Genomic DNA, 22,264 nt, shown 5'->3' on the forward strand with positions numbered 1-22,264 from the left:
ATGGGTGCCTGCCTCGGATCAGCCGGTCGCCCGGGCCCGTCGAAGGGCCGCTCGCAAGGAGCGCCCTGGCGTCGACAGGCTCCGCCCGGACGAATGGGGGCAGGCGTGGCCCGTCCGGAAAATCCGGACTCAGATCTGCAGCAACTGCCCCGCAATGGCCGCGGCGGCGGTGCGCGTTTCCACCCCCAGCTTTTCAAAAATGTGCTCCAGGTGCTTGTTCACCGTGCGCGGGCTCATGCCCAGGATGTCGGCGATGTCGCGGTTGGTCTTGCCCTTGCTCAGCCAGGACAGCACCTCGGTCTCGCGCGGGGTCAGCGCCACCTGCTGCAGGTGGCGCGGCGCGGCGGCCTCGGGCTGCGCGTGGCTGAGCAGCAGCATGGATTCGGCCAGGCCGCTGGCGCCCATGTGCCGGGCCAGCAGCTGCCGGCCATCGGCCAGGGGCAGGGTTTGCGCGCCCTCCCGGCGCGCCTGCACCAGCCAGGCGGCCGCGCGTTCGGCCGGTGCCTCTTCACGGGCGAAAGCCGTCTCCAGCCAGCGCGTGGCCTGCGGTGAGCGCCAGGCCACGCGGCCCTGGCCGTCGAGCACCACCACGCCGAGCCCGGCCACGTCCACCGCCTCGCGCGCCAGCCGCGTGGCCTGGGCGTTGCGCACATGCGTGGCCAGCCGGGCCAGCACCTCGGGGATGCGCAGGGGCTTGACCACGTAGTCCACGCCGCCGCTGGCAAAGCCCTGCAGGATCTGTTCGGTGTCCGACAAGCCCGTCATGAACACCACGGGCACATGCGACCAGGGCGGGGTGGCCTTGAGCTGGCGGCACAGCGCAAAGCCGTCCATGCCGGGCATCACCGCGTCCAGCAGCAGGCCGTCGGGCACGGTGAGGTCAAAGCGCTGCAGGGCTTCTTCGGCATCGCGCGCGGCCAGCACGGCGTAGCCTTCGGCGGCCAGTGCATCGCACAGCATGCGCAGGGTGTCGAGCGCGTCGTCCACCACCAGGATCACGCGCTGGCTGATCTGCGGGGCGGCGTCGGGTTGGTCGTTCATGGGGTTCCCTCTTCGGGCTCGCGCAGGTGGTGTGCCAGGGTTTCGAAGTCAAAGCGGTCGGCGCTGGCCTGCAGCAGCGCCAGCGTGGCGGCGTGGCCCGGCAGGTCGCCGCGTGCGCGCCGCAGCCGCTCGCGCAGCGCGGCAGCCTGGCCGGAGCGTGCCAGGCGGGTGAGGTCTTCGCGCAGCTCTTCGGGCAGGGTGGCCAGGGTGTCGTCCGGGTTGGCGGGGCCTGCGGCGGGATCCGGGCCGGGCGCCAGCGGGGCGTTGTCGCGCACCCATTCCAGCTGCAGCGCGTGCTCCAGCGCCTGCAGCAGTTCGGATTCGATCACGGGCTTGCCCACGAAGCCTTGGCACTGCTGGGCGGCCAGGCGCGTCGCTTCATGTTCAAACAGGTTGGCCGATACGAACACGACGGGCAGCTCGGCCGCGGGGCGCAGCGCGCGCAGCAGGGCAGCGGTCTGCCAGCCGTCCAGGTCGTCCATGGTGATATCGAGCAGCACCAGGTCGGGCGGTGTCTGGCGCACGATCTCCAGGCATTCGCGGCCGCTGGCGGCCTCGCGCACATCAAAGCCCAGGGGCACCAGCAGGCCGGCCAGCAGCTGGCGCTGCAGGGGCTGGTCGTCCACCACCAGCAGCGTGCGCCGGGGTGCCAGGTAGCCGATCACCGGGCGCAGCGTGGCGCGGCTGGGCGGGGTCCAGGCCGGGTCCACCGCAATGCCGGGCAGGTACAGCCGCACGGTGAAGGTGCTGCCCTGGCCCGGGGTGCTGGTCAGTGTGAGCTGGCCACCCATCAGCTCGGCAAGCAGGTGCGTGATGGTCAGCCCCAGGCCCGTGCCCGCCTCGCTGGCCCGGCGCCCCGCGCTGCCGCGTTCAAACGGCACAAAGATGCGCTCCAGGTCTTGCGGCTCGATGCCGATGCCGGTGTCGATCACTTCAATGCGCGAGACATGCTGGCGAAAGTCCATGCGCAGCCGCACCTCGCCGCGCTCGGTAAACCGCACCGCGTTGGACAGCAGGTTGATGAGGATCTGCCGCAGGCGCTTGGCGTCGGCCCGAATCCAGCCGGGCATGGTGCCCACGGTTTCCACCACAAAGTGCAGGCCCTTGGCCTCGGCCTGCGGGCGCAGCATGGCTTCGATGTTCTCGATCAGGTCGGGCAGCGGCAGCGGGGCCATGTCCAGCCGCAGGCGCCCGGCCTCGATGCGCGCCAGCTCCAGCGACCCGTCAATGAGCGCGTGCATGTGCTGGCCGCTGTGCTGCATGGTGGACAGCGTCTCGCGCATCCAGCCTTCGGTGTGCGGGTTCTTGAGCAAGATCTGCGTGTAGCCCAGGATGCTGTTGAGGGGGGAACGCAGCTCGTGCGTCATGCCCGCCACGTAGCGTGTCTTGGCCTGGTTGGCCGACTCGGCCTGGTCCTTGGCGGCCTGCAGTTCGGCGTCGGTGCGCTTGTGGGCCTCGATCTCCTGCAGCAGCAGCTGCGTCTGCCGCTCTGATTCATCTTGCGCCATGCGCCGGCTGTCAGTGCTCAGCACCACCCACCACGCGCACACGGCCGCCAGCAGCGCCAGCAACGCAAACACCTTGAGGAACGGCATCCGCAGCACCTGCTCGGGCGCAGGGGTTTGCAGGCTCTCTTGCACATACACCACGCCCACCAGAAACGCCATCACCGCGCACAGCGACACCACGACCATCAGGTACTGTCCGAGGCGAAAGTTCACCTTGATGGCCCAGCGCTGCGGCAGCAGGGCCATCACCACGCCGCGCAACTGGTCGGCCGCGCGCGAGCCGGTCTTGCAACGGTCGTGGCAGCGGGACTCCAGGGAGCAGCACAGCGAACAAATGGGCGCGGCATAGGCCGGGCAGCGCGCCATGTCTTCGGACTCGAACTGGTTCTCGCACACGGCGCAGCGCACGATCTCGCCGGGGCGCCACTCGTTGCCCGGCGCGCGCGCCAGGTAGTAGCGGCCCTGCGTCAGCCAGGCCAGCAGCGGCGCCAGCGCCATCGACAGCACCAGCGCGATGAAGGGCGAAAACGCGGCCGCCTCTTCGCCCAGCAGCCCCGCATAGGCGCCGCAGGCCACCGTGGCCGCCAGCACCATGGCGCCCAGCCCCACGGGGTTGAAGTCGTACAGGTGCGCGCGCCGAAACTCGATGCCCTTGGGGGAGAGCCCGAGCGGCTTGTTGATGACGAGGTCGGCCACCAGCGCGCCCACCCAGGCGATGGCCACGTTGCTGTACACGGCCAGCACCTTCTCCAGCGCTCCAAACACCCCGAGCGTCATCAGCAGCGTGGCAATCAACACGTTGAACACCAGCCATACCACACGCCCCGGGTGGCTGCGGGTGACGCGCGCGAAAAAGTTGGACCATGCCAGCGAGCCCGCGTACGCGTTGGTGAGGTTGATCTTGATCTGCGACACCACCACGAACACCACCGTCACCGCCACGGCCAGCCCTGGCAGGCCCAGCGCCTGCATGACCTGGTGAAAGCCTGCGAGGAACATCTGCGTGGGCTCGGCGGCGCGCTGGGCGCCCACCTCGAACTGCAGCGCGGCAAACGCCAGAAAGGCCCCGCCCGCCATCTTGAGCATGCCCATGACGATCCACCCAGGGCCGGCCACCAGCACGGCGCCCCACCAGCGCAGGCGGTTGGCGCACGTGCGCTCGGGCAGAAAGCGCAGAAAGTCCACCTGCTCGCCAATCTGCACCACCAGCGAAAAGATCACCGCGGCCGCTGCACCAAACATGAGCGGATCGAACTGGCTGCTGCCGCTCTTGAGGCCCGAAAGCCCCGCAAAGTCGCGGTACAGCTGCGGCTGGGCCAGTGCAATCCACACAAAGGGCAGCAGCAGCAGGAACAGCCACAGCGGCTGCGTCCACGCCTGCAGGCGCGATATGAGGGTGATGCCGCGCATGGCCAGCGGCAGGACCACCAGCGACGACGCGATGTAGCACCACTCCAGCGGCCAGTCCACCACCATCTGCAGCGCCAGCGCCATGATGGCCGCCTCCAGCGCAAAGAAGATGAAGGTGAACACCGCATAGATCAGCGACGTGATGGTGGAGCCCAGGTAGCCAAAGCCCGCGCCGCGCGTGAGCAGGTCCATGTCCAGGCCGTAGCGCGCGGCGTAGTAGGCAATGGGCAGGCCCGTCAGAAAGATCAGCAACCCCACGGTGAGGATCGCCCACATGGCGTTGCTGAAGCCGTAGTTCAGCGCAATCGCACCACCAATGGCCTCCAGCGCCAGGAACGACAGCGACCCAAATGCGGTGTTCGCCACGCGGAATTCGCTCCAGCGCCGAAAGCTCTTGGGCGTGTAGCGCAGCGCGTAGTCCTCCATGGTCTCGTCGGCCACCCACGCGTTGTATTCGCGCCGGAACCGGAAGATGGTCTGCGGCGCGCTCTGGGCGTTGGGTGGGAGCGGTGGGGCCATGCGCAGGCTTCAAGCAAGAAGCGTTCTAGGCGTGCACCGCGTTGGGGCGCTGCACGGGTGCGCGGGGCCATGCGCAGGGTGCGCACCGGGGTGCGTAGGCAGCCCTACGTTAATTGACGTATGGGCGCATGCAAGGGTTGTCCCTAACCTTCATTCCACAGCGCAAACAACAACCCGCTTTCGTCCCGTCCTTTCCTTCATTCATTCACACCGATCCCGCAAGGAGCGCCTTCATGAGCCACCCCTCCGACCCCCGCTTCAGTGACTCCGTCCAGGCCGAACCCGGCCGCCGTCGCATCCTGCAGGCGCTGGGCGCCGCGTCGGTAGCGGGCCTGCCCGCCTGGTCTTTTGGCCAGCCCACGGCGCAGGTCAACACCACCAAGCTGGCCATCACCGACACCGAAGTCACCGTGGGCCAGTTGCACTCGGCCACCGGCACCATGGCGATTTCCGAAACGGGCTCCATCCAGGCCGAGCAGCTGGCCATTGACCAGATCAACGCCATGGGCGGTGTGCTGGGCCGCAAGATCAAGGTGATCAAGGAAGACGGCGCCTCCGACTGGCCCACGTTTGCCGAGAAGTCCAAGAAGCTGCTCATCAACGACCGCTGCGCCGCCGTGTTTGGCTGCTGGACCAGTGCCTCGCGCAAGGCCGTGCTGCCGGTGTTCGAAAAGGAAAACGGCCTGCTCTACTACCCCACGTTCTATGAAGGCCTGGAGCAGTCCAAGAATGTGATCTACACCGGCCAGGAAGCCACGCAGCAGATCCTGTACAGCCTGGAATGGGCCAAGACCGAGAAGAAGGCCAAGAGCTTCTTCCTGATTGGCTCCGACTACATCTGGCCCCGCACCTCCATGAAGATTGCGCGCAAGCACATCGAGAACTTCCAGAAGGGCAAGGTCGTGGGCGAGGAGTACTACCCGCTGGGCAGCACCAACTTCGGCTCGCTCATGAACAAGATCAAGGTGCAAAAGCCCGACTGCCTGTTTGTGGCGGTGGTGGGTGGCTCCAACGTGGCGTTCTACAAGGCGCTCAAGGCCGCGGGCATCACGGGCGACAAGCAGCTGCTCGTCACGCTGTCGGTCACCGAGGACGAAATGACCGGGGTGGGCGGCGAGAACTTCGCGGGCTTCTATTCGTCGATGAAGTACTTCCAGTCGCTCGACAACGAGAACAACAAGAAGTTTGTGACCGCCTTCAAGGCCAAGTACGGCAAGGAGGCCGTGATTGGCGACGTGACCCAGGCGGGTTACCTGGGCCCCTGGCTGTGGAAGGCGGCGGTCGAAAAAGCCAAGAGCTTTGACGTGGACAAGGTGGTGGCCGCATCGCCCGGCATTGAACTGACCACCGCGCCGGAGGGCTATGTGAAGGTGGACGCCAACCACCACCTGTGGAGCAAGTCGCGCATCGCCATGGGAATGCCGGACGCGTCGTTCAAGGTGGTGTCCGAGTCGCCCGCGCTGATCAAGCCCGATCCATTTCCCAAAGGTTATCAATAAACACCCCCTGAGGCGCTTCGCGCCTTCCCCCTCTCTCGCTGCGCGGGAGGGGGACGACACCCTCGGTGCGGGGCGGCCCTTCCTCGGTGTCCCTCGCAAGAGGCCGCCCCATGGCACCGCTGTTCGTTTTCCAACGCTGCCCACGCAGGAGCTGCAACATGACCTTTTCCGAAATGATGAACATCGGCCTCATGCAGGGCTTTGCGGGCCTGAGCCTTTTTGCCGTGCTGCTGCTCATGGGGCTGGGCCTGGCCATCATCTTTGGGCAGATGGGCGTGATCAACATGGCCCATGGCGAGTTCATGACCATTGGCGCCTACACCATCTACCTGGGCTCCACCCTGGCGGCCAACCATGCGCCGCAGATGATTCCGTATTACTTTCCGCTGGCGATCGTGGCGGCGTTCGGATTTGCGTTTGCGGCGGGCTGGCTGGTGGAATGGGGGCTGATCCGCCACCTGTACAAGCGCCCGCTCGACACGCTGCTGGCCACCTGGGGCATCAGCCTGGCCCTGCAGCAATCGTTTCGCACCTTCATCGGCCCCAAGGAGGTCAGCCCGACCTTGCCCGACTGGCTGCTGGGCTCCTGGGCGCCCGCCGAGGGGCTGGACATCCCGATCAATGGCCTGTTCGTGCTGGCGCTGACGGCGGTGGTCACGGGCGGCGTGCTGCTGGCCCTGCACCGAAGCCGCTGGGGCCTGCGGGTGCGCGCCACGGTGAGCAACCGCGTCATGGCCAACGCCATCGGCATCGACACCCAGAAGACCGACCGCCTCACGTTCGCCATCGGCTGCGGCATTGCCGGCGTGGCGGGCGCAGCGTTCACCACCATCGGCTCCACCGGCCCCACATCGGGCTCGCTCTACATCGTGGACGCCTTCCTGGTGGTGACGTTTGGCGGCGCCGCCAGCCTGCTGGGCACCGTGGTGTCGGCCTTCGGCATTGCGCAGACGCAGTCCATCACCGAGTTCTTCATGGCGGGCTCCATGGCCAAGATGATCACGCTGTCGCTGATCGTGCTGATCCTGATGGTGCGGCCGCAGGGTTTGTTCGCCTCCAAAGTTCGCCGATGAAATTCGCTCAACTGTCCATTTCCTTCGAGCCCACCGGAGTCTCCGCATGAACGCCCTCAAAGCCTGGATCCTGCGCTACCAGCTCGCCAGCCTGGTACTGCTCACCGTGCTGCTGGCCGTGGTGCTGCCGCTGGCACTCGACATCTTTCGGCTGAACCTGGTGGGCAAGTACCTCACCTATGCGTTCGTCGCCATCGGCCTCGTGATGGTGTGGGGCTACGGCGGCGTGCTCAGCCTGGGGCAGGGCGTGTTCTTTGGCCTGGGGGGCTATGCCATGGCCATGTTCCTCAAGCTCGAAGCGTCGGACCCCATCAGCACCAAGATCCAGTCCACGCCCGGCATCCCGGACTTCATGGACTGGAACCAGATCACCGAGCTGCCCAGCTTCTGGATTCCCTTCAAGAGCCTGCCGTTTGCGCTGGCAGCGGTCATCCTGGTGCCCACGGTGCTGGCCTGGGTCATCAGCTTCGCGATGTTCAAGCGCCGCGTGGGCGGCGTGTACTTTGCCATCATCACGCAGGCCGTGGCGCTGATCCTGACCGTGCTCATCATCGGCCAGCAGGGCTACACCGGGGGCGTGAACGGCATGACGGACCTCAAGACCCTGTGGGGCTGGGACACGCGCACCGACAGCGCCAAGTACATCCTGTATTACGTGTGCGTGGCGCTGCTCATCGGCTCCATCGTCCTGTGCCGCTGGATACAGACCGGCAAGGTGGGCACGCTGCTGCTGGCCATGCGCGACAAGGAAGACCGCGTGCGCTTTTCGGGCTACGACGTGGCCAATTTCAAGGTCTTCACCTTCTGCCTGGCCGCCGCGCTGTCGGGCATCGGTGGGGCGATGTTCTCGCTGCAGGTGGGCTTCATGTCGCCCAGCTTCGTGGGCATCGTTCCGTCCATCGAGATGGTGATCTACGCCGCCGTGGGCGGGCGCATGAGCCTGGTGGGGGCCGTGTATGGCACCTTGCTGGTGAACGCGGGCAAGACGTATTTCTCGGAGAGCTTTCCCGAGCTGTGGCTGTTCCTCATGGCCGGGCTTTTCATCGGCGTGACCATGGCCTTCCCCATGGGCCTGGCGGGCCTGTGGGAGAGCCATGTGGTGCCCTGGTGGAAGGGCCGCCGCGAAGCGCTGCGCCAGGCATCGGTGCAAGGCCGCCCACCCGCAGCCCGACCGCCTGTGGATGCGAGCACCGCTGCGGCATCGTCGCCAGCACCCGCCGCCACGCTGCCTGACGGCGTGAGCCGCCAGGGCGTCTGAAACCACCGGAGCACCCCTCATGAGCAACACCGACTTCGCGCTGGCCATTGAAGACCTGACCGTGTCGTTCGACGGCTTCAAGGCCATCGACGACCTCACGCTGTACATCGACAAGAACGAGCTGCGCGTGATCATCGGCCCCAACGGAGCGGGCAAGACCACGCTGCTGGACCTGATCTGCGGCAAGACCCGCGCCACGGGGGGCAGCATCAAGTTCAAGAACGAGGAACTCACCCGCATGGCCGAGCACAAGCGCGTGCGGCTGGGCATCGGGCGCAAGTTCCAGACACCCTCCATCTACGAGAACCTGTCGGTCTTCCAGAACCTGGAGGTGTCCTACCCCGCGGGCCGCTCGGTGCTGGGCGCGCTGGCGTTCAAGTGCACCGACGAAGTCAAGGCGCGTGTGCAGGTGGTGGCCGAAGACATTGGCCTGGGCGACAAGCTCGACACCGAGGCGGGCCTGCTCAGCCACGGGCAAAAGCAGTGGCTGGAGATCGGCATGCTGCTGATGCAGGAGCCCGAGCTGCTGATGCTGGACGAGCCCATCGCCGGCATGAGCGCCCGCGAGCGTGAGCTGACGGCCGAGCTGCTGCAGCGCATCTGCAAGAACCGCGCGGTGATCGTCATTGAGCACGACATGGAGTTCGTCAAGCGCATTGCCCACAAGGTCACCGTGATGCACCAGGGAAAGATCCTGGCCGAAGGCCCCATGGAGAAGGTGCAGGCGGACCCCAAAGTCATCGACGTGTACCTGGGCCATTGAGATGAAGCGCCCCCCTGAGCGGCCGCGCCCGCTTCATGCGGTGTGGATGACGCGCAGCGCCAGGACGAATGCAATGCGAGACGGCCCCCGGAGCGACCGCGGCTCTCACCGTCCATCCTCCAAACTCTCTGGAGCACAACTATGCTGAAAGTCGAAGACCTGTTTGTCGCCTACGGCCAGAGCGAAGCACTGCACGGCATCTCGTTTGAGGGCCGGGAGAACGAAACCGTGGCCATCATGGGCCGCAACGGCATGGGCAAAACCACGCTGTTCAAAAGCCTCATGGGCGTGATGCCCGTCAAGAGCGGCCAGATCACCGTGGCAGGCCAGGACGTGACCAAGGACGAGAGCTTTCGCCGCGTGGCCAAGGGCATCGCCTACGTGCCGCAAGGCCGCATGATCTTCCCGACCCTCACTGTGCAAGAGAACATCGAGACCGGGCTGGAAAACTCCAAGACGCGGCAGATTCCCGAAGACATCTACGCGCTGTTCCCCGTGCTGTGGGACATGCGCCGCCGCAAGGGCGGCAACCTCTCGGGCGGGCAGCAGCAGCAGCTGGCCATTGCCCGCGCACTGGTCACCGACCCCAAGGTGCTGCTGCTCGACGAGCCCACCGAGGGCATCCAGCCCTCGATCATCAAGGACATCGCCAAGGCGCTCAACGAGATCCGCAAGCTGCGCCAGATCACCATCGTGGTGAGCGAGCAGGTGCTGTCATTCGCCATGGACGTGGCCGACCGGCTGTTCGTCATCGAAGGCGGCCGCCTGGTGCATGAGACGGCACGCGCTGACACCGACCAGCAGCGCATCAAGGCTTATTTGTCTGTATGAGGCACCCCCTGTGTCGCTTCGCGCCTTCCCCCTCTCTCGCATCGCTGCGCGCTGCAGGAGGGGAACGCCCCCAGCGCGGCGGGGCGGCCCTTGCGCGGGGGCACTGGCCTTCGCCGTGACAGTTTCGCAGGGCGCTTGCCGTGCAAGCCCTGGACTCTCTTCCCCCACTTTTTCCTCTGTCCACCCACCCTTCCAAGGAGCATGCCATGGCTGAAACCCTGATCAAGGTCGATCTGAGCAAGTCGCCCACCGAGAACGAGAACATCCACAACCGCTGGCATCCCGACATCCCCATGGCCTGCTGGGTCAACCCCGGCGATGAGTTTGTGCTGGAGACGTTCGACTGGACCGGCGGTTTCATCAAGAACAACGACAGCGCCGACGATGTGCGCGACATCGACCTGACCACGGTGCACTACCTCAGCGGCCCCGTGGGTGTGAAGGGCGCCGAGCCGGGCGACCTGCTGGTGGTGGACCTGCTGGACATTGGCGCCAAGCAGGACAGCCTGTGGGGCTTCAACGGTTTCTTCAGCAAGAAAAATGGCGGCGGCTTTCTGACCGAGCACTTTCCCCAGGCGCAAAAGTCCATCTGGGACTTTCATGGCATGTTCACCAGTTCGCGCCATGTGCCGGGTGTGAAGTACGCCGGCCTCATCCACCCCGGCCTGATCGGATGCCTGCCCGACCGCAAGATGCTGGAACAGTGGAACGCCCGTGAGCAGACCCTGATCGACTCGGACCCCACGGCCGGGCTGGCCAACCCACCCTCGGCGGGCACCGCGCACATGGGTCGCCTGACTGGAGAGGCCAAAGCCAAGGCGGCTGCCGAAGGCGCCCGCACGGTGCCACCGCGCGAGCATGGGGGCAACTGCGACATCAAGGACTTGTCGCGCGGCGCCAAGGTGTTCTTCCCGGTGTATGTGGACGGTGCCGGGCTGTCGGTGGGCGACCTGCACTTCAGCCAGGGCGATGGCGAGATCACCTTCTGCGGCGCCATCGAGATGGCGGGCTGGGTGCACATGAAGGTCACGCTCATCAAGGGCGGCATGGCCAAGTACGGCATCAAGAACCCCATCTTCAAGCCCAGCCCCATCACGCCCACCTACAACGACTACCTGATCTTTGAAGGCATCAGCGTGGACGAAAGCGGCAAGCAGTACTACCTGGATGTGAACGTGGCCTACCGCCAGGCCTGCCTGAACGCCATCGAGTACTTAAAGAAGTTCGGCTACTCGGGCGCGCAGGCCTATTCCATTCTGGGCACGGCGCCCGTGCAGGGCCATATCAGCGGTGTGGTGGATGTGCCCAACGCCTGCGCCACGCTGTGGCTGCCCACGCAGATCTTTGACTTTGACATCAACCCGAGTGCGGCGGGGCCGATCAAGCACCTGGATGGCTCGGTGGCCATGCCGCTGTCGCCCGACCTGGTCTGACAGTCAATCAAACACCATTGCTGCAGAAGGACCCGCCATGCCCACCTACGACTACGCCTGTGCCCAGTGTGGCGGGTTTGATGCCTTCCGCCTGCTGGCCGACCGCAACGAACCCGCCGCCTGCCCGGACTGCGGCGCCGCATCGCCGCGCGTGTTTGCCACCGCACCGCGCCTGGCGCTCATGAGTGCGTCCGCACGCAGCGCCATCGCCACCAACGAGCGCGCGCGGCACGAACCGCAGCGCTCGGGTGACTACGCCCGCCTCAAGCACCCCGCAGGCTGTGGTTGCTGTTCGTCATCGCAAAGCCGCAAGGCCACGGTGACGGCGCCCAGCGGCGCCAAGGCGTTTCCCAGCAAACGGCCCTGGATGATTTCTCATTGATTGGGGATGCTTCACCATGATTCACGGCGATATCTCCAGCAGCAAGGACACCGTTGGCGTGGCGGTGGTCAACTACAAGATGCCACGCCTGCACAGCAAGGCCGAGGTGCTGGACAACGCGCGCAAGATCGCGGACATGCTGGTGGGCATGAAGACCGGCCTGCCCGGCATGGACCTGGTGATCTTCCCGGAGTACAGCACCCACGGCATCATGTACGACGCCCAGGAGATGATGGACACGGCGGCCACCATCCCCGGCGAGGAGACCGAGATCTTCGCCGCCGCCTGCCGCAAGGCCAAGGTGTGGGGCGTTTTCTCGCTCACCGGCGAGCGCCATGAGAAGCATCCGCACAAGGTGCCGTACAACACCTTGATCCTGATGAACGACCAGGGCGAGATCGTGCAGAAGTACCGCAAGATCATGCCCTGGACCCCCATCGAAGGCTGGTACCCGGGGGACACCACGTACGTGAGCGAAGGCCCCAAGGGCCTGAAGATCAGCCTCATCATCTGCGACGACGGCAACTACCCCGAGATCTGGCGCGACTGCGCCATGAAGGGCGCTGAGCTCATCGTGCGGTGCCAGGGCTACATGTACCCCGCCAAGGAGCAACAGATTCTGATGAGCAAGGCCATGGCCTTTGCCAACAACACCTACGTGGCCGTGGCCAATGCCGCCGGGTTCGACGGCGTGTACAGCTACTTTGGCCACAGCGCGCTGATTGGCTTTGATGGCCGAACGCTGGGTGAATGCGGCGAGGAGGAATACGGGGTGCAGTACGCAGCGTTGTCAAAAAGCCTGATCCGCGACTTCCGCAGGAACGGGCAGTCAGAAAACCACCTCTTCAAGCTGCTGCACCGGGGCTACACCGGCATGATCAACTCCCGCGACGGGGACCAGGGCGTGGCCGCCTGCCCGTATGACTTCTACACCCGCTGGGTGAATGACCCCGAAGGCACCCGCAAGGCCGTGGAAGCCATCACCCGGCCCATGGTAGGCACCGAGGAATGCCCGATGGAGGGCATCCCCAACCCTGACAGCGCAGGCCGCAGCTGACGCCAAAGGGGGGTGTGGCGCGGGTTCGCCCGTTCGATGCACTGCAGCGGCCTGAGATCTTCAAACAGTGTCAACCGACTGTGCGAGGCCCGCACTGCGCCCGATAATCGGCCCCCATGCGTGGGCCGTTCTTTTCTATCCTGTGGATGTCGTCCTGTGCGTTGCTGTGCGCCGTGCTCGCGGGCTGCGCGGGCAACGCGCCCACGCAGCGCGGCGAGGTCAAGGGCGCATCCGCCGCGCCCGGTGAGCTGGCCCAGTCCGACATGAACCGCCTGGCCACGCTGGCCATGCAGGAGAACCTGGAGGGCTTGTTCCGCCTCATGGACAAGCTCTACCGCCGCAACCCCGCCGAATGGCGCAAGACCAGCACCACCAGCCGCGAGCACGCCGCCGAGCAGGTGCGCACGGCCATCCTGCAGCGCCAGCCCTGGGCGCCACTGCAGGGGCGCCGTGACATCGCCGCGATGGGCTTTGCGCTGGCGCCGGAGTTTGCGGGAGACCGCGTGGCGGCGTTCATCCATGCGACGGCCGACATGATCATCACGGCCCATGGCGGCAAGACCGAGTTCTTCTTGCTCGACGGTGTGGATGCCCAGCACCTCTACAACGCCGCGCGCAATGTGGAAAGCGCCGTGTGGCTGCTGGCCCAGCGCCGCAATGCCCAGGGCCAGCCGCTGCTGCTGGCCGACGAAATCGGGTCCCAGGGCCGCAACCTGAGCTTCGAGCGCGAGTTCGGCAAGGTCATCGCGCGGCTCGACCTGCTGGCCGCCCTGACCACCGAAAAGTACCGCCGCGCTGCCATCAGCTACGTGCAGGGTATCGTGGGCGGGACTTTCCTGCAGTTTCTGCCGGTGCGTTAAGGGCGATTCGACCGCATCCAGCGCGGGACGCGCCGTCAGCGCGCGCCGACGCGCATGAACGTTCCAGATGGAAACGTGGCGTTACACTTTGGCCACCCTTCCACTCCAAATCGGGACTTCACCATGCGCCAACGTGCATTGCTGTGGCTCACTGCGTTCTTGTTGGCCATGGTGGCCGCGACCGCAGCGCATGCCCAAGACGCGGACCTTTCCATCACAAAGACCGATGGAGTGACCACGGCCACGCCGGGCGGATCGGTGACCTACACCATCACCGCCAGCAATGCAGGGCCGGACCCCGCCGTCGGTGCCACGGTGGCGGACACTTTTCCGGCCGTGCTCACCGGCACCTGGACCTGCGTGGGCGCGGGCGGCGGAACCTGCACGGCGGCGGGCAGCGGCAACATCAACGATGGCGTCAATCTGCCCGCGGGCGGCTCGGTGACTTACACGGTGAGCGCCGCGATCAATGCGTCTGCGACGGGCACGCTGACCAACACCGCGACGGTGACGTCTGCCGTGAACGACCCCAACCCAGCCAACAACAGCGCCACCGACTCCGACACGCTCACGCCACAGGCGGATCTGTCCATCACCAAGACCGATGGCGTGACCACGGCCGTTCCGGGCGGATCGGTGACGTACACCATCACCGCCAGCAACGCGGGGCCGTCCAATGCGTCGGGGGCCGCGGTGCTCGATACCTTCCCTGCCGCGCTCACCGGCACCTGGACCTGCGTCGGCGCGGGCGGAGGCACCTGCACGGCGGCGGGCAGCGGCAACATCAACGACATCGTCAACCTGCCCGCGGGGGGATCGGTCACCTACACGGTGAGCGCCACGATCAGCGGTTCGGCGACCGGAACGCTGGTCAACACGGCGACGGTGACAGCGCCGGGCGGGGTGACCGATCCCAACCCCGCCAACAACAGCGCCACCGACACCGACACCCTCGCGTCGCAAGCCGACCTGGCCATCACCAAGACGGATGGTGTGACCACGGCCGTTCCGGGCGGCTCGGTCACCTACACCATCACCGCCAGCAACGCCGGCCCATCGAACGCCGCAGGCGCGGGCGTGGTGGACACCTTCCCCGCCGCCCTCACGGGCACCTGGACCTGCGTCGGCGCGGGCGGAGGCACCTGCACGGCGGCGGGCAGCGGCAATATCAGCGACACCGTCAACCTGCCCGCGGGCGGCTCGGTGACCTACACCGTCAGCGCGACGGTGAGTGCGGCGGCCACGGGAACGCTGGTCAACACGGCGACGGTGACGGCGCCGGGCGGGGTGACCGACCCCAACCCGGCCAACAACAGCGCCACCGACACCGACACCGTCACGCCGCAGGCGGATCTGGCCATCACCAAGACGGACGGCGTGACCACGGCCACCCCGGGCGGCTCGGTGACCTACACCATCACCGCGAGCAATGCCGGGCCCTCCGGCGTCGCTGGGGCAACGGTGGCGGACACCCTGCCCGCGGTGCTGACCGGCACCTGGACCTGCGTGGGCGCGGGCGGCGGCACCTGCACCGCCTCGGGCAGTGGCAGCATCAACGACACCGTCAACCTGCCCGCGGGCGGATCGGTGACCTACACCGTCAGCGCCACGGTGGGCGCGTCGGCGACGGGGACACTGGTCAACACCGCGACCGTCGCGGCCCCAGGTGGCGTGACCGACCCCAACCCCGGCAACAACAGCGCCACCGACACCGACACCATCGCGGCGGCCCCGAGCGCGATTCCGTCCCTGTCGGAATGGGCGCTGTGGCTGCTCGCCGGCCTGGTGCTGCTGGCCGCGCTGGGCCAGCGCCGCCAGATGCGCTGACCGCGGGCGGGCCAACTACAATCGGCCCCTGGTCCAAGGAGCGTTGCAGCGGCTTGCCGTGCCCTGGTGGGGCATGGCGGCTCGTCAGGCTTGGGCCGCGCATCCCTCAGTACATTGACAACGACGCTCACCTGAACCCCCTTGTGCCGCGCAGGTGAGCCTTATGTCAGATTTGTCCGTCCCCCCCATGAAGTTGTCCGGCCTGGAGCCTGTCTCCATTGGCGAGGGCACGCTGTTCGTCAACATCGGCGAGCGCACCAACGTCACCGGCTCCAAGGCGTTCGCGCGCATGATTTTGAACGGCCAGTACGAAGAGGCCCTGGCCGTGGCGCGCCAGCAGGTGGAGAACGGCGCCCAGGTCATCGACATCAACATGGACGAGGCCATGCTCGACAGCAAGGCCGCCATGGTGCGCTTTCTGCAGCTCATCGCGTCCGAGCCCGACATCGCGCGGGTGCCCATCATGGTGGACAGCTCCAAGTGGGAGGTGATCGAAGCCGGCCTGCGTTGCGTGCAGGGCAAGGGCATCGTCAACTCCATCTCCATGAAGGAGGGCGTGGACAAGTTCAAGCACGAGGCGCGCCTGGTGCGCCGCTACGGCGCCGCTGCGGTGGTCATGGCGTTTGACGAAAAAGGCCAGGCCGACACCTACGAACGCAAGATCGAAATCTGCGAACGCGCCTACCGCATCCTGGTCGATGAAGTGGGCTTCCCGCCCGAAGACATCATCTTCGACCCCAACATCTTCGCCGTGGCCACCGGCATCGAAGAGCACAACAACTACGCCGTCGATTTCATCGAGGCCGTGCGCTGGATCAAGCAGAACCTGCCGGGCGCCAAGGTCTCGGGCGGCGTGTCGAACGTGTCGTTCAGCTTCCGGGGCAACGACCCCGTGCGCGAGGCCATCCACACCGTGTTCCTGTACCACGCCATCAAGGCGGGCATGGACATGGGCATCGTCAATGCCGGCATGGTGGGTGTGTACGACGACCTGGAGCCCGTGCTGCGCGAGCGCGTGGAAGACGTGGTGCTCAACCGCCGCCCCGACGCCGGCGAGCGCCTGGTCGAGATCGCCGAAACCGCCAAGAGCGGCGCCAAGGACGAGAGCAAGAAACTCGAATGGCGCGGCACGCCCGAGCACCCCAAGACCGTGGGCGAGCGCCTGTCGCATGCGCTGGTGCACGGCATCACCGACTTCATCACCGAGGACACCGAAGAGGCCTACCGCGAGATCCTGGCCAGGGGCGGCCGTCCGCTGCACGTGATCGAGGGCCCGCTCATGGACGGCATGAACGTGGTGGGCGATTTGTTCGGCGCTGGCAAGATGTTCCTGCCCCAGGTGGTGAAAAGCGCGCGCGTGATGAAGTCCGCCGTGGCCCACCTGATTCCGTACATCGAGGAAGAAAAGCGCCAGGACGAACTGGCCGGGCGCGACGTGCGCAGCAAGGGCAAGATCGTCATCGCCACCGTCAAGGGCGACGTGCACGACATCGGCAAGAACATCGTCACCGTCGTGCTCCAGTGCAACAACTTCGAGGTGGTGAACATGGGCGTGATGGTGCCCTGCCACGAGATCCTGGCGCGCGCCAAGGTCGAGGGCGCCGACATCGTGGGCCTGTCGGGCCTGATCACCCCCAGCCTGGAAGAAATGCAGTACGTCGCGGGCGAGATGCAGAAGGACGAGCACTTTCGCATCAAGAAGATCCCGCTGCTCATCGGCGGCGCCACCACCAGCCGCGTGCACACCGCCGTGAAGATCGCGCCGCACTACGAAGGCCCCGTGGTCTACGTTCCCGATGCCTCGCGCAGCGTCAGCGTGGCGCAGAGCCTGCTGGGCGACGGCGTGCAGAACTACGTGGACGAGCTGAATGCCGACTACGACAAGGTGCGCATCCAGCACGCCAACAAGAAGGCCACGCCCCTGTGGCCCCTGGCCAAGATCCGCGCGAACAAGACACCCGTGGACTGGTCCGCCTACCAGCCCGCCGTGCCACGTGCGCTGGGCCGCCGCGTGTTCAAGAACTTCGACCTGGCCGAGCTGGCCAGGTACATCGACTGGGGCCCGTTCTTCCAGACCTGGGACCTGGCCGGCCCGTACCCCGCCATCCTCACCGATGAGGTGGTGGGCGTGGAGGCCACGCGGGTGTTTGCCGATGGCCAGGCCATGCTGAAAAAAATCATCGAAGGCCGGTGGCTCACGGCCAGCGGCGTGATGGCGCTGCTGCCCGCCAACAGCGTGAACGACGACGACATCGAGTTCTACACCGACGACACCCGCACCGAGGTCGCCATGACCTGGTACGGCCTGCGCCAGCAAGCGGAAAAGCACACCATCGACGGCGTGACCCGCCCCAGCCGCTGCCTGGCCGACTTCGTGGCGCCCAAGGAAAGCGGCATTGCCGACTACGCCGGCATGTTCGCCGTGACGGCGGGCCTGGGGATCGAGAAGAAGGAAAAGGCCTTCATCGACGCGCTGGACGACTACTCCGCCATCCTGTTCAAGAGCCTGGCCGACCGCCTGGCCGAAGCCTTTGCCGAAGCCCTGCACCACCGCGTGCGCACCGACCTGTGGGGCTATGCCGCCGGCGAGGCGCTGAGCAACGACGACATGATCGCCGAGAAGTACCGCGGCATCCGCCCCGCGCCCGGCTACCCCGCCTGCCCCGACCACAGCGCCAAGAGCGAGCTGTTCCGTGTGCTGCAGTGCGAAGACATCGGCATGACCCTCACCGAAAGCCTGGCCATGATGCCGGCGGCCAGCGTGAGCGGCTTCTACATCGGTCATCCGGATGCCGTGTACTTCAACGTCGGCAAGATCGGTGAAGACCAGTTGCACGACATGGCGCAGCGCCGCAGGATGGATGAGAAGGTGCTGGAGCGGTTGCTGGCGCCGAATCTGTAATGCTATTGATTTTATAGCATCTGGCACTTGATGGATAAGCGCCAGGGGCTGATTTGATCGAATGGACAGAAAGGCCCCGCACGCGGGGCCTTTCTGTTGGTGGCTTTGCCGGAAAGCGCTTCGCAAGCCATGGGCCTGCCTCCAGACCGGCGCGCCTGCGCCATGCCTGGCGCGTGTTTTCGGCAGTGGGAACCCTACTTCAGGAGGGATGCTATTTGCCAGGGCGCAGCATGTAATCAGCCACGATTGGGACAAGCTCGGTGCGGCGCTGCCGCTGCACTTTTCACAGGACAGTGGCTCCCGCCGTGGGCCGCGCAGGGCCCGCCCAAGCACAAGACAAAGAACTGTGTAGGGGCGATGCCAATGCTGCGTTTCCATGGATTTTCGGAGGGGCTCCATCATGCGGCCCTGCGCCTGCTGGCTTGCGCGGCGCTGCTGGCGGGTTTGCTGCAGCCTGGCATGGCCAGCGCCGCGCACACCTCGCTCATCTGCCCGGCCAAGGGTGGTGGGGTCACGCAAGGCGGCACGGTCACCATCGACGTGACCGACTGCACGCCAGGTATTGGCTGGGCGGGCACCGGTCCGGTGGACGGGCCGGCGTTGCCGGTGCATGGCAGTGCCAACCTGCGCATCACCGGACCGAACTGGGTCCTGGACTACAGCCACAATGGCAACAGCGCCACCAGCGACTACTTCGAGTTCACCGACGCATCGGGCAACGCCACTGCGCAAAGCGTCGTGGGCGTGACGGTCACCATCCATCCCTCGTCGTCTCCCATTGCGGTCGCACCCGCAACATTGCCCGCCCTGACGGCGGGCACGCCGTTTTCGCAGGCCCTCAGCGCCAGCGGCGGCACGGCGCCATACACCTACACGCTGCAAGGCGGCGCGCTGCCCCCGGGCCTCGGCGTGGCCGGTTCGGGCGCCATCACCGGCACGCCCACCCGGCGCGGGGGCTACACCTTCAGCGTGCGCTCCACCGACCATGGCGGCCTGTTCGTGGACAAGGGCTACACCGGCACGGTGGGCAACCCGAGCCTGGCGCTGGCCACCCCCACGGGCACGGCGGTGCAGGGCCAGCCCTTCTCGCAAGCACTGGCCACCACGGGCGGTGTGTCGCCCTACAGCTATCTGCTGGAGACGGGCAGCTTCCCGGCGGGCATCAGCATCTCCGGCGCGGGCGTGGTCAGCGGCACCACGGCGGCGTCCCTGGGCAGCTACCCGGTGACCTTGCGGGTCACGGACGCCAGCACGGGGCCTGGGAGCTATTTCGAGCTGGAGAACTACACGCTGGTGGTCAGCCAGCAGCCCGTGCTGTCCATCAACGACGTGGCGGCCAGCGAAGGCAATGCGGGCATGGCCCATTTCAGTTTCACGGTCAGCCTCAGCGCGCCCGCCGGGCCGGGCGGCGTCACCTTCGACATCGCCACGGCCAATGGCACGGCCACCGCGGGGGCCGACTACGTGGCGCACAGCCTCGCGGGCCAGGCCATACCCGCAGGCAGCAGCACCTACCCCTTCGTGGTGCAGGTGCCGGGCAATGCGCTCTTCCAGCCGGACAGAACGTTTTGGGTGAATGTGACCAATCTGGTGAATGCCGTGGCGGGCGACGCGCAGGGCCAGGGCACCATCGTCAACGACGACGCGGCCCCCAGCCTGTCGATCAACGATGTGACCGTGGTGGAGGGCCACGGCGGTACCACCGGCGCCGTCTTCACCGTGTCCCTGAGCGCGCCGAGTGGCTTCACCACCAGCGTCAACTACGCCACGGCCAACGGCACGGCCACGCAGCCCGGCGACTACACCGCCACCAGCGGCACGCTGACTTTCACGCCAGGGCAAACCTTGCTCACCGTCACGGTGCCCGTGGTCGGCGACACCACGCCCGAGGCCCACGAGACCTTCTTCGTCCATCTGAGCGGCGCCGTCAACGCCACCATCGCCGACAACCAGGGCCTGGGCACCGTCACCAACGACGATGTGCCTGTGGCCGTCGGCCCCGGCACCCTGCCGGGCGGCACGGTGGCGGCGGCCTACAGCCAGACCCTGGCGGGCAGCGGTGGCGCAGGCCCTTATGCATTCGCGGTGACGGCGGGCGCGCTGCCCACGGGGCTGGCCTTGTCCACCGGCGGGCTGCTCGGCGGCATGCCCACGGCGGGCGGTGCGTTCAATTTCACGGTCACCGCCACCGACAGCAGCGCCTTTCCGGGGCCGTATGCGGGCTCGCAGGCCTATACCCTGGCCATTGCCAGCCCCACGGTGTCGCTGGCCCCCGCCACCGTGCCGGGCGGCACGCGCACCGTGGCCTACAGCACTCCGCTCGCGGCATCGGGCGGCACGGCGCCGTACACCCATGCCGTCACGGCCGGGGCGTTGCCGGGCGGGCTGCTGCTCAGCGCGGGCGGCGTGCTGTCGGGCACGCCCACGGCCACGGGGTCCTTCAACTTCAGCGTGACCGCCACCGACAGCAGCACCGGCACCGGCCCCTACACCGCCACGCGCGCCTACACGCTGGTGGTGGCCGATGCGGCGCCGGTGGCCAGCCACTCGGCGCACACGGTGGCCTATGGCTCCAGCGGCAACGCCGTGCCGCTGAGCCTCTTCGGCGGGGCGGCCACGTCGCTGGCCCTCACCACACCGGCCGCGCACGGCACGGCGATGGTCAGTGGCACCACCCTCCAGTACACGCCCACGCCGGGCTATGCGGGCAGTGACAGTCTTGCCTATACCGCCACCAACACCTCCGGCACATCGTCGCCCGCCACCGTCACGCTGACCGTGAGCCCGCCCACCCTGGTGATCAGCCCCAACAGCGCGCAGACCGCCACGGTGGGCAGCGCCTACACCCGCACCTTCACCTGGAGCGGCGGCGCCGCGCCCTACACGGGCCTGCAGGTGCAGAACCTGCCCGCGGGCCTGTCGGTCACGGCCACCACGGCCGACAGCGCCACGGTGTCGGGCACGCCCTCGGTGGCCGGTGCGTTCAACCTCCACCTCACCGCCACCGACAGCAGCACCGGCGCCGGCCCGTTCAACGGCGCGCAGGCCGTGGCGCTCACGGTGGGAGCCCCCACCGTCACCCTGGCGCCCGCCACGCTGCCCGCTGCCGGCGCGTACAGCGCCTACAGCCAGACCCTCGCGGCGGCCGGTGGGCTGGCCCCGCACAGCTATGCCGTGAGCACCGGCGCCTTGCCCCCGGGCCTGGCGCTGAGCACGGCCGGCGTGCTGGCCGGGACCGTGGGCGCACCGGGCACCTACCATTTCACCGTCACGGCCACCGACGCCAGCGGGGCGGCCTATGCAGGCAGCCAGGCCTACACGCTGCAGGTGGCGCTGGCGCAGACCTACAGCGGCCCGTCCCCCACGGGCTCGGGCACCATCACGGCCAGCTTTGGCGGCGGCGGTGCGGGGTGCGTGTTCGCCAGCGCGCAGTTCATCCCGCCGTCGGGCCACGCGTCCAGCCCGCCCGCCCACAGCGCCCCGGCGGGGGTGCAGTTTCCGCACGGGCTGTTTGACTTCGCCACCACGGGCTGCACGCCGGGCAGCACGCTGCAGTTCACCATCACCTACCCCGGCGCGCTGCCGGCCCACACCCAGTACTGGAAGTACGGCCCCACGCCGGCCAGCCCGCCCAACGCGGCGCCACGCTGGTACACCCTGCCCGCCGGGGTGGCGGGCACGGTGGCGACCTTCTCCATCACCGACGGCGCCCTGGGGGATGATGACCTGGCCGCCAACGGCGCCATCGTGGACGCGGGCGGCGCGGGCTTCGGGCTGGCCGCCACGGCCGTGCCGCTGGGCGACGGGCTGATCTGGTGGCTGGCCCTGGGACTGCTGGCCGTGGCCGCAGGCCAGCGCCGCCGGGGCGCGGGGTGATGTGCGGTTGATATGAAAATCATAG

14 protein-coding genes and 1 riboswitch are annotated in these 22,264 nt (G+C 67.2%); of the genes, 12 read left to right on the forward strand and 2 right to left on the reverse strand.

What is annotated here, in order from left to right; translation table 11 throughout:
* Window positions 1–129: 129 nt before the first annotated feature.
* On the reverse strand, window positions 130–1,041 hold the full coding sequence (locus tag AC07OD_RS23870) for a response regulator (protein WP_494598215.1): 912 nt from the start codon (window positions 1,039–1,041) through the stop codon (window positions 130–132).
* The gene (locus AC07OD_RS23875; RefSeq protein ID WP_494598216.1) at window positions 1,038–4,478 is read right to left on the reverse strand and encodes a hybrid sensor histidine kinase/response regulator; all 3,441 of its coding nucleotides are present in this window, start codon (window positions 4,476–4,478) and stop codon (window positions 1,038–1,040) included. Before AC07OD_RS23875 ends, AC07OD_RS23870 begins: the two co-directional genes overlap by 4 nt.
* 233 nt (window positions 4,479–4,711) lie before the next feature.
* Between AC07OD_RS23875 and urtA the strand changes: the two genes are divergently transcribed.
* The 12 genes from urtA (at window position 4,712) to AC07OD_RS23935 (ending at window position 22,239) form a co-directional block, all read left to right on the forward strand.
* Entirely contained in the window at window positions 4,712–5,977 is a 1,266-nt protein-coding gene (urtA, locus tag AC07OD_RS23880; RefSeq protein WP_218296552.1) for an urea ABC transporter substrate-binding protein, read from the forward strand.
* Window positions 5,978–6,135: 158 nt separating this feature from the next.
* A complete protein-coding gene (gene urtB, locus AC07OD_RS23885) occupies window positions 6,136–7,050 on the forward strand; it encodes an urea ABC transporter permease subunit UrtB (protein ID WP_218296553.1) in 915 nt (304 codons plus the stop codon).
* A gap of 46 nt (window positions 7,051–7,096) precedes the next feature.
* Window positions 7,097–8,308, forward strand: coding sequence for an urea ABC transporter permease subunit UrtC (gene urtC, locus AC07OD_RS23890; RefSeq protein ID WP_494598217.1), 1,212 nt, complete (start codon window positions 7,097–7,099; stop codon window positions 8,306–8,308).
* A 19-nt stretch (window positions 8,309–8,327) separates the two neighbouring features.
* A complete protein-coding gene (gene urtD / locus AC07OD_RS23895; protein WP_121507918.1) occupies window positions 8,328–9,071 on the forward strand; it encodes an urea ABC transporter ATP-binding protein UrtD in 744 nt (247 codons plus the stop codon).
* Between the two features lie 141 nt (window positions 9,072–9,212).
* Window positions 9,213–9,902, forward strand: a complete 690-nt coding sequence (gene urtE, locus AC07OD_RS23900; protein WP_494598218.1) for an urea ABC transporter ATP-binding subunit UrtE — start codon at window positions 9,213–9,215, stop codon at window positions 9,900–9,902.
* Window positions 9,903–10,108: 206 nt separating this feature from the next.
* Window positions 10,109–11,335, forward strand: a complete 1,227-nt coding sequence (fmdA, locus tag AC07OD_RS23905; protein WP_494598219.1) for a formamidase — start codon at window positions 10,109–10,111, stop codon at window positions 11,333–11,335.
* 37 nt (window positions 11,336–11,372) lie between these two features.
* Window positions 11,373–11,717, forward strand: a complete 345-nt coding sequence (locus tag AC07OD_RS23910) for an FmdB family zinc ribbon protein (RefSeq protein WP_057228095.1) — start codon at window positions 11,373–11,375, stop codon at window positions 11,715–11,717.
* A gap of 16 nt (window positions 11,718–11,733) precedes the next feature.
* On the forward strand, window positions 11,734–12,774 hold the full coding sequence (locus AC07OD_RS23915) for an aliphatic amidase (protein ID WP_492244775.1): 1,041 nt from the start codon (window positions 11,734–11,736) through the stop codon (window positions 12,772–12,774).
* Window positions 12,775–12,890: 116 nt separating this feature from the next.
* The gene (locus AC07OD_RS23920) at window positions 12,891–13,634 is read left to right on the forward strand and encodes a hypothetical protein (RefSeq protein ID WP_494598220.1); all 744 of its coding nucleotides are present in this window, start codon (window positions 12,891–12,893) and stop codon (window positions 13,632–13,634) included.
* Between the two features lie 123 nt (window positions 13,635–13,757).
* On the forward strand, window positions 13,758–15,461 hold the full coding sequence (locus AC07OD_RS23925) for an IPTL-CTERM sorting domain-containing protein (RefSeq protein ID WP_494598221.1): 1,704 nt from the start codon (window positions 13,758–13,760) through the stop codon (window positions 15,459–15,461).
* A gap of 29 nt (window positions 15,462–15,490) precedes the next feature.
* Window positions 15,491–15,597: riboswitch (S-adenosyl-L-homocysteine riboswitch) on the forward strand.
* A gap of 51 nt (window positions 15,598–15,648) precedes the next feature.
* Entirely contained in the window at window positions 15,649–18,363 is a 2,715-nt protein-coding gene (gene metH / locus AC07OD_RS23930; protein WP_492244773.1) for a methionine synthase, read from the forward strand.
* A 357-nt stretch (window positions 18,364–18,720) separates the two neighbouring features.
* On the forward strand, window positions 18,721–22,239 hold the full coding sequence (locus tag AC07OD_RS23935) for a putative Ig domain-containing protein (RefSeq protein WP_494598222.1): 3,519 nt from the start codon (window positions 18,721–18,723) through the stop codon (window positions 22,237–22,239).
* The last annotated feature ends 25 nt before the right edge of the window (window positions 22,240–22,264 follow it).

This window comes from Acidovorax sp. GW821-FHT10E03 (genome assembly GCF_059415205.1).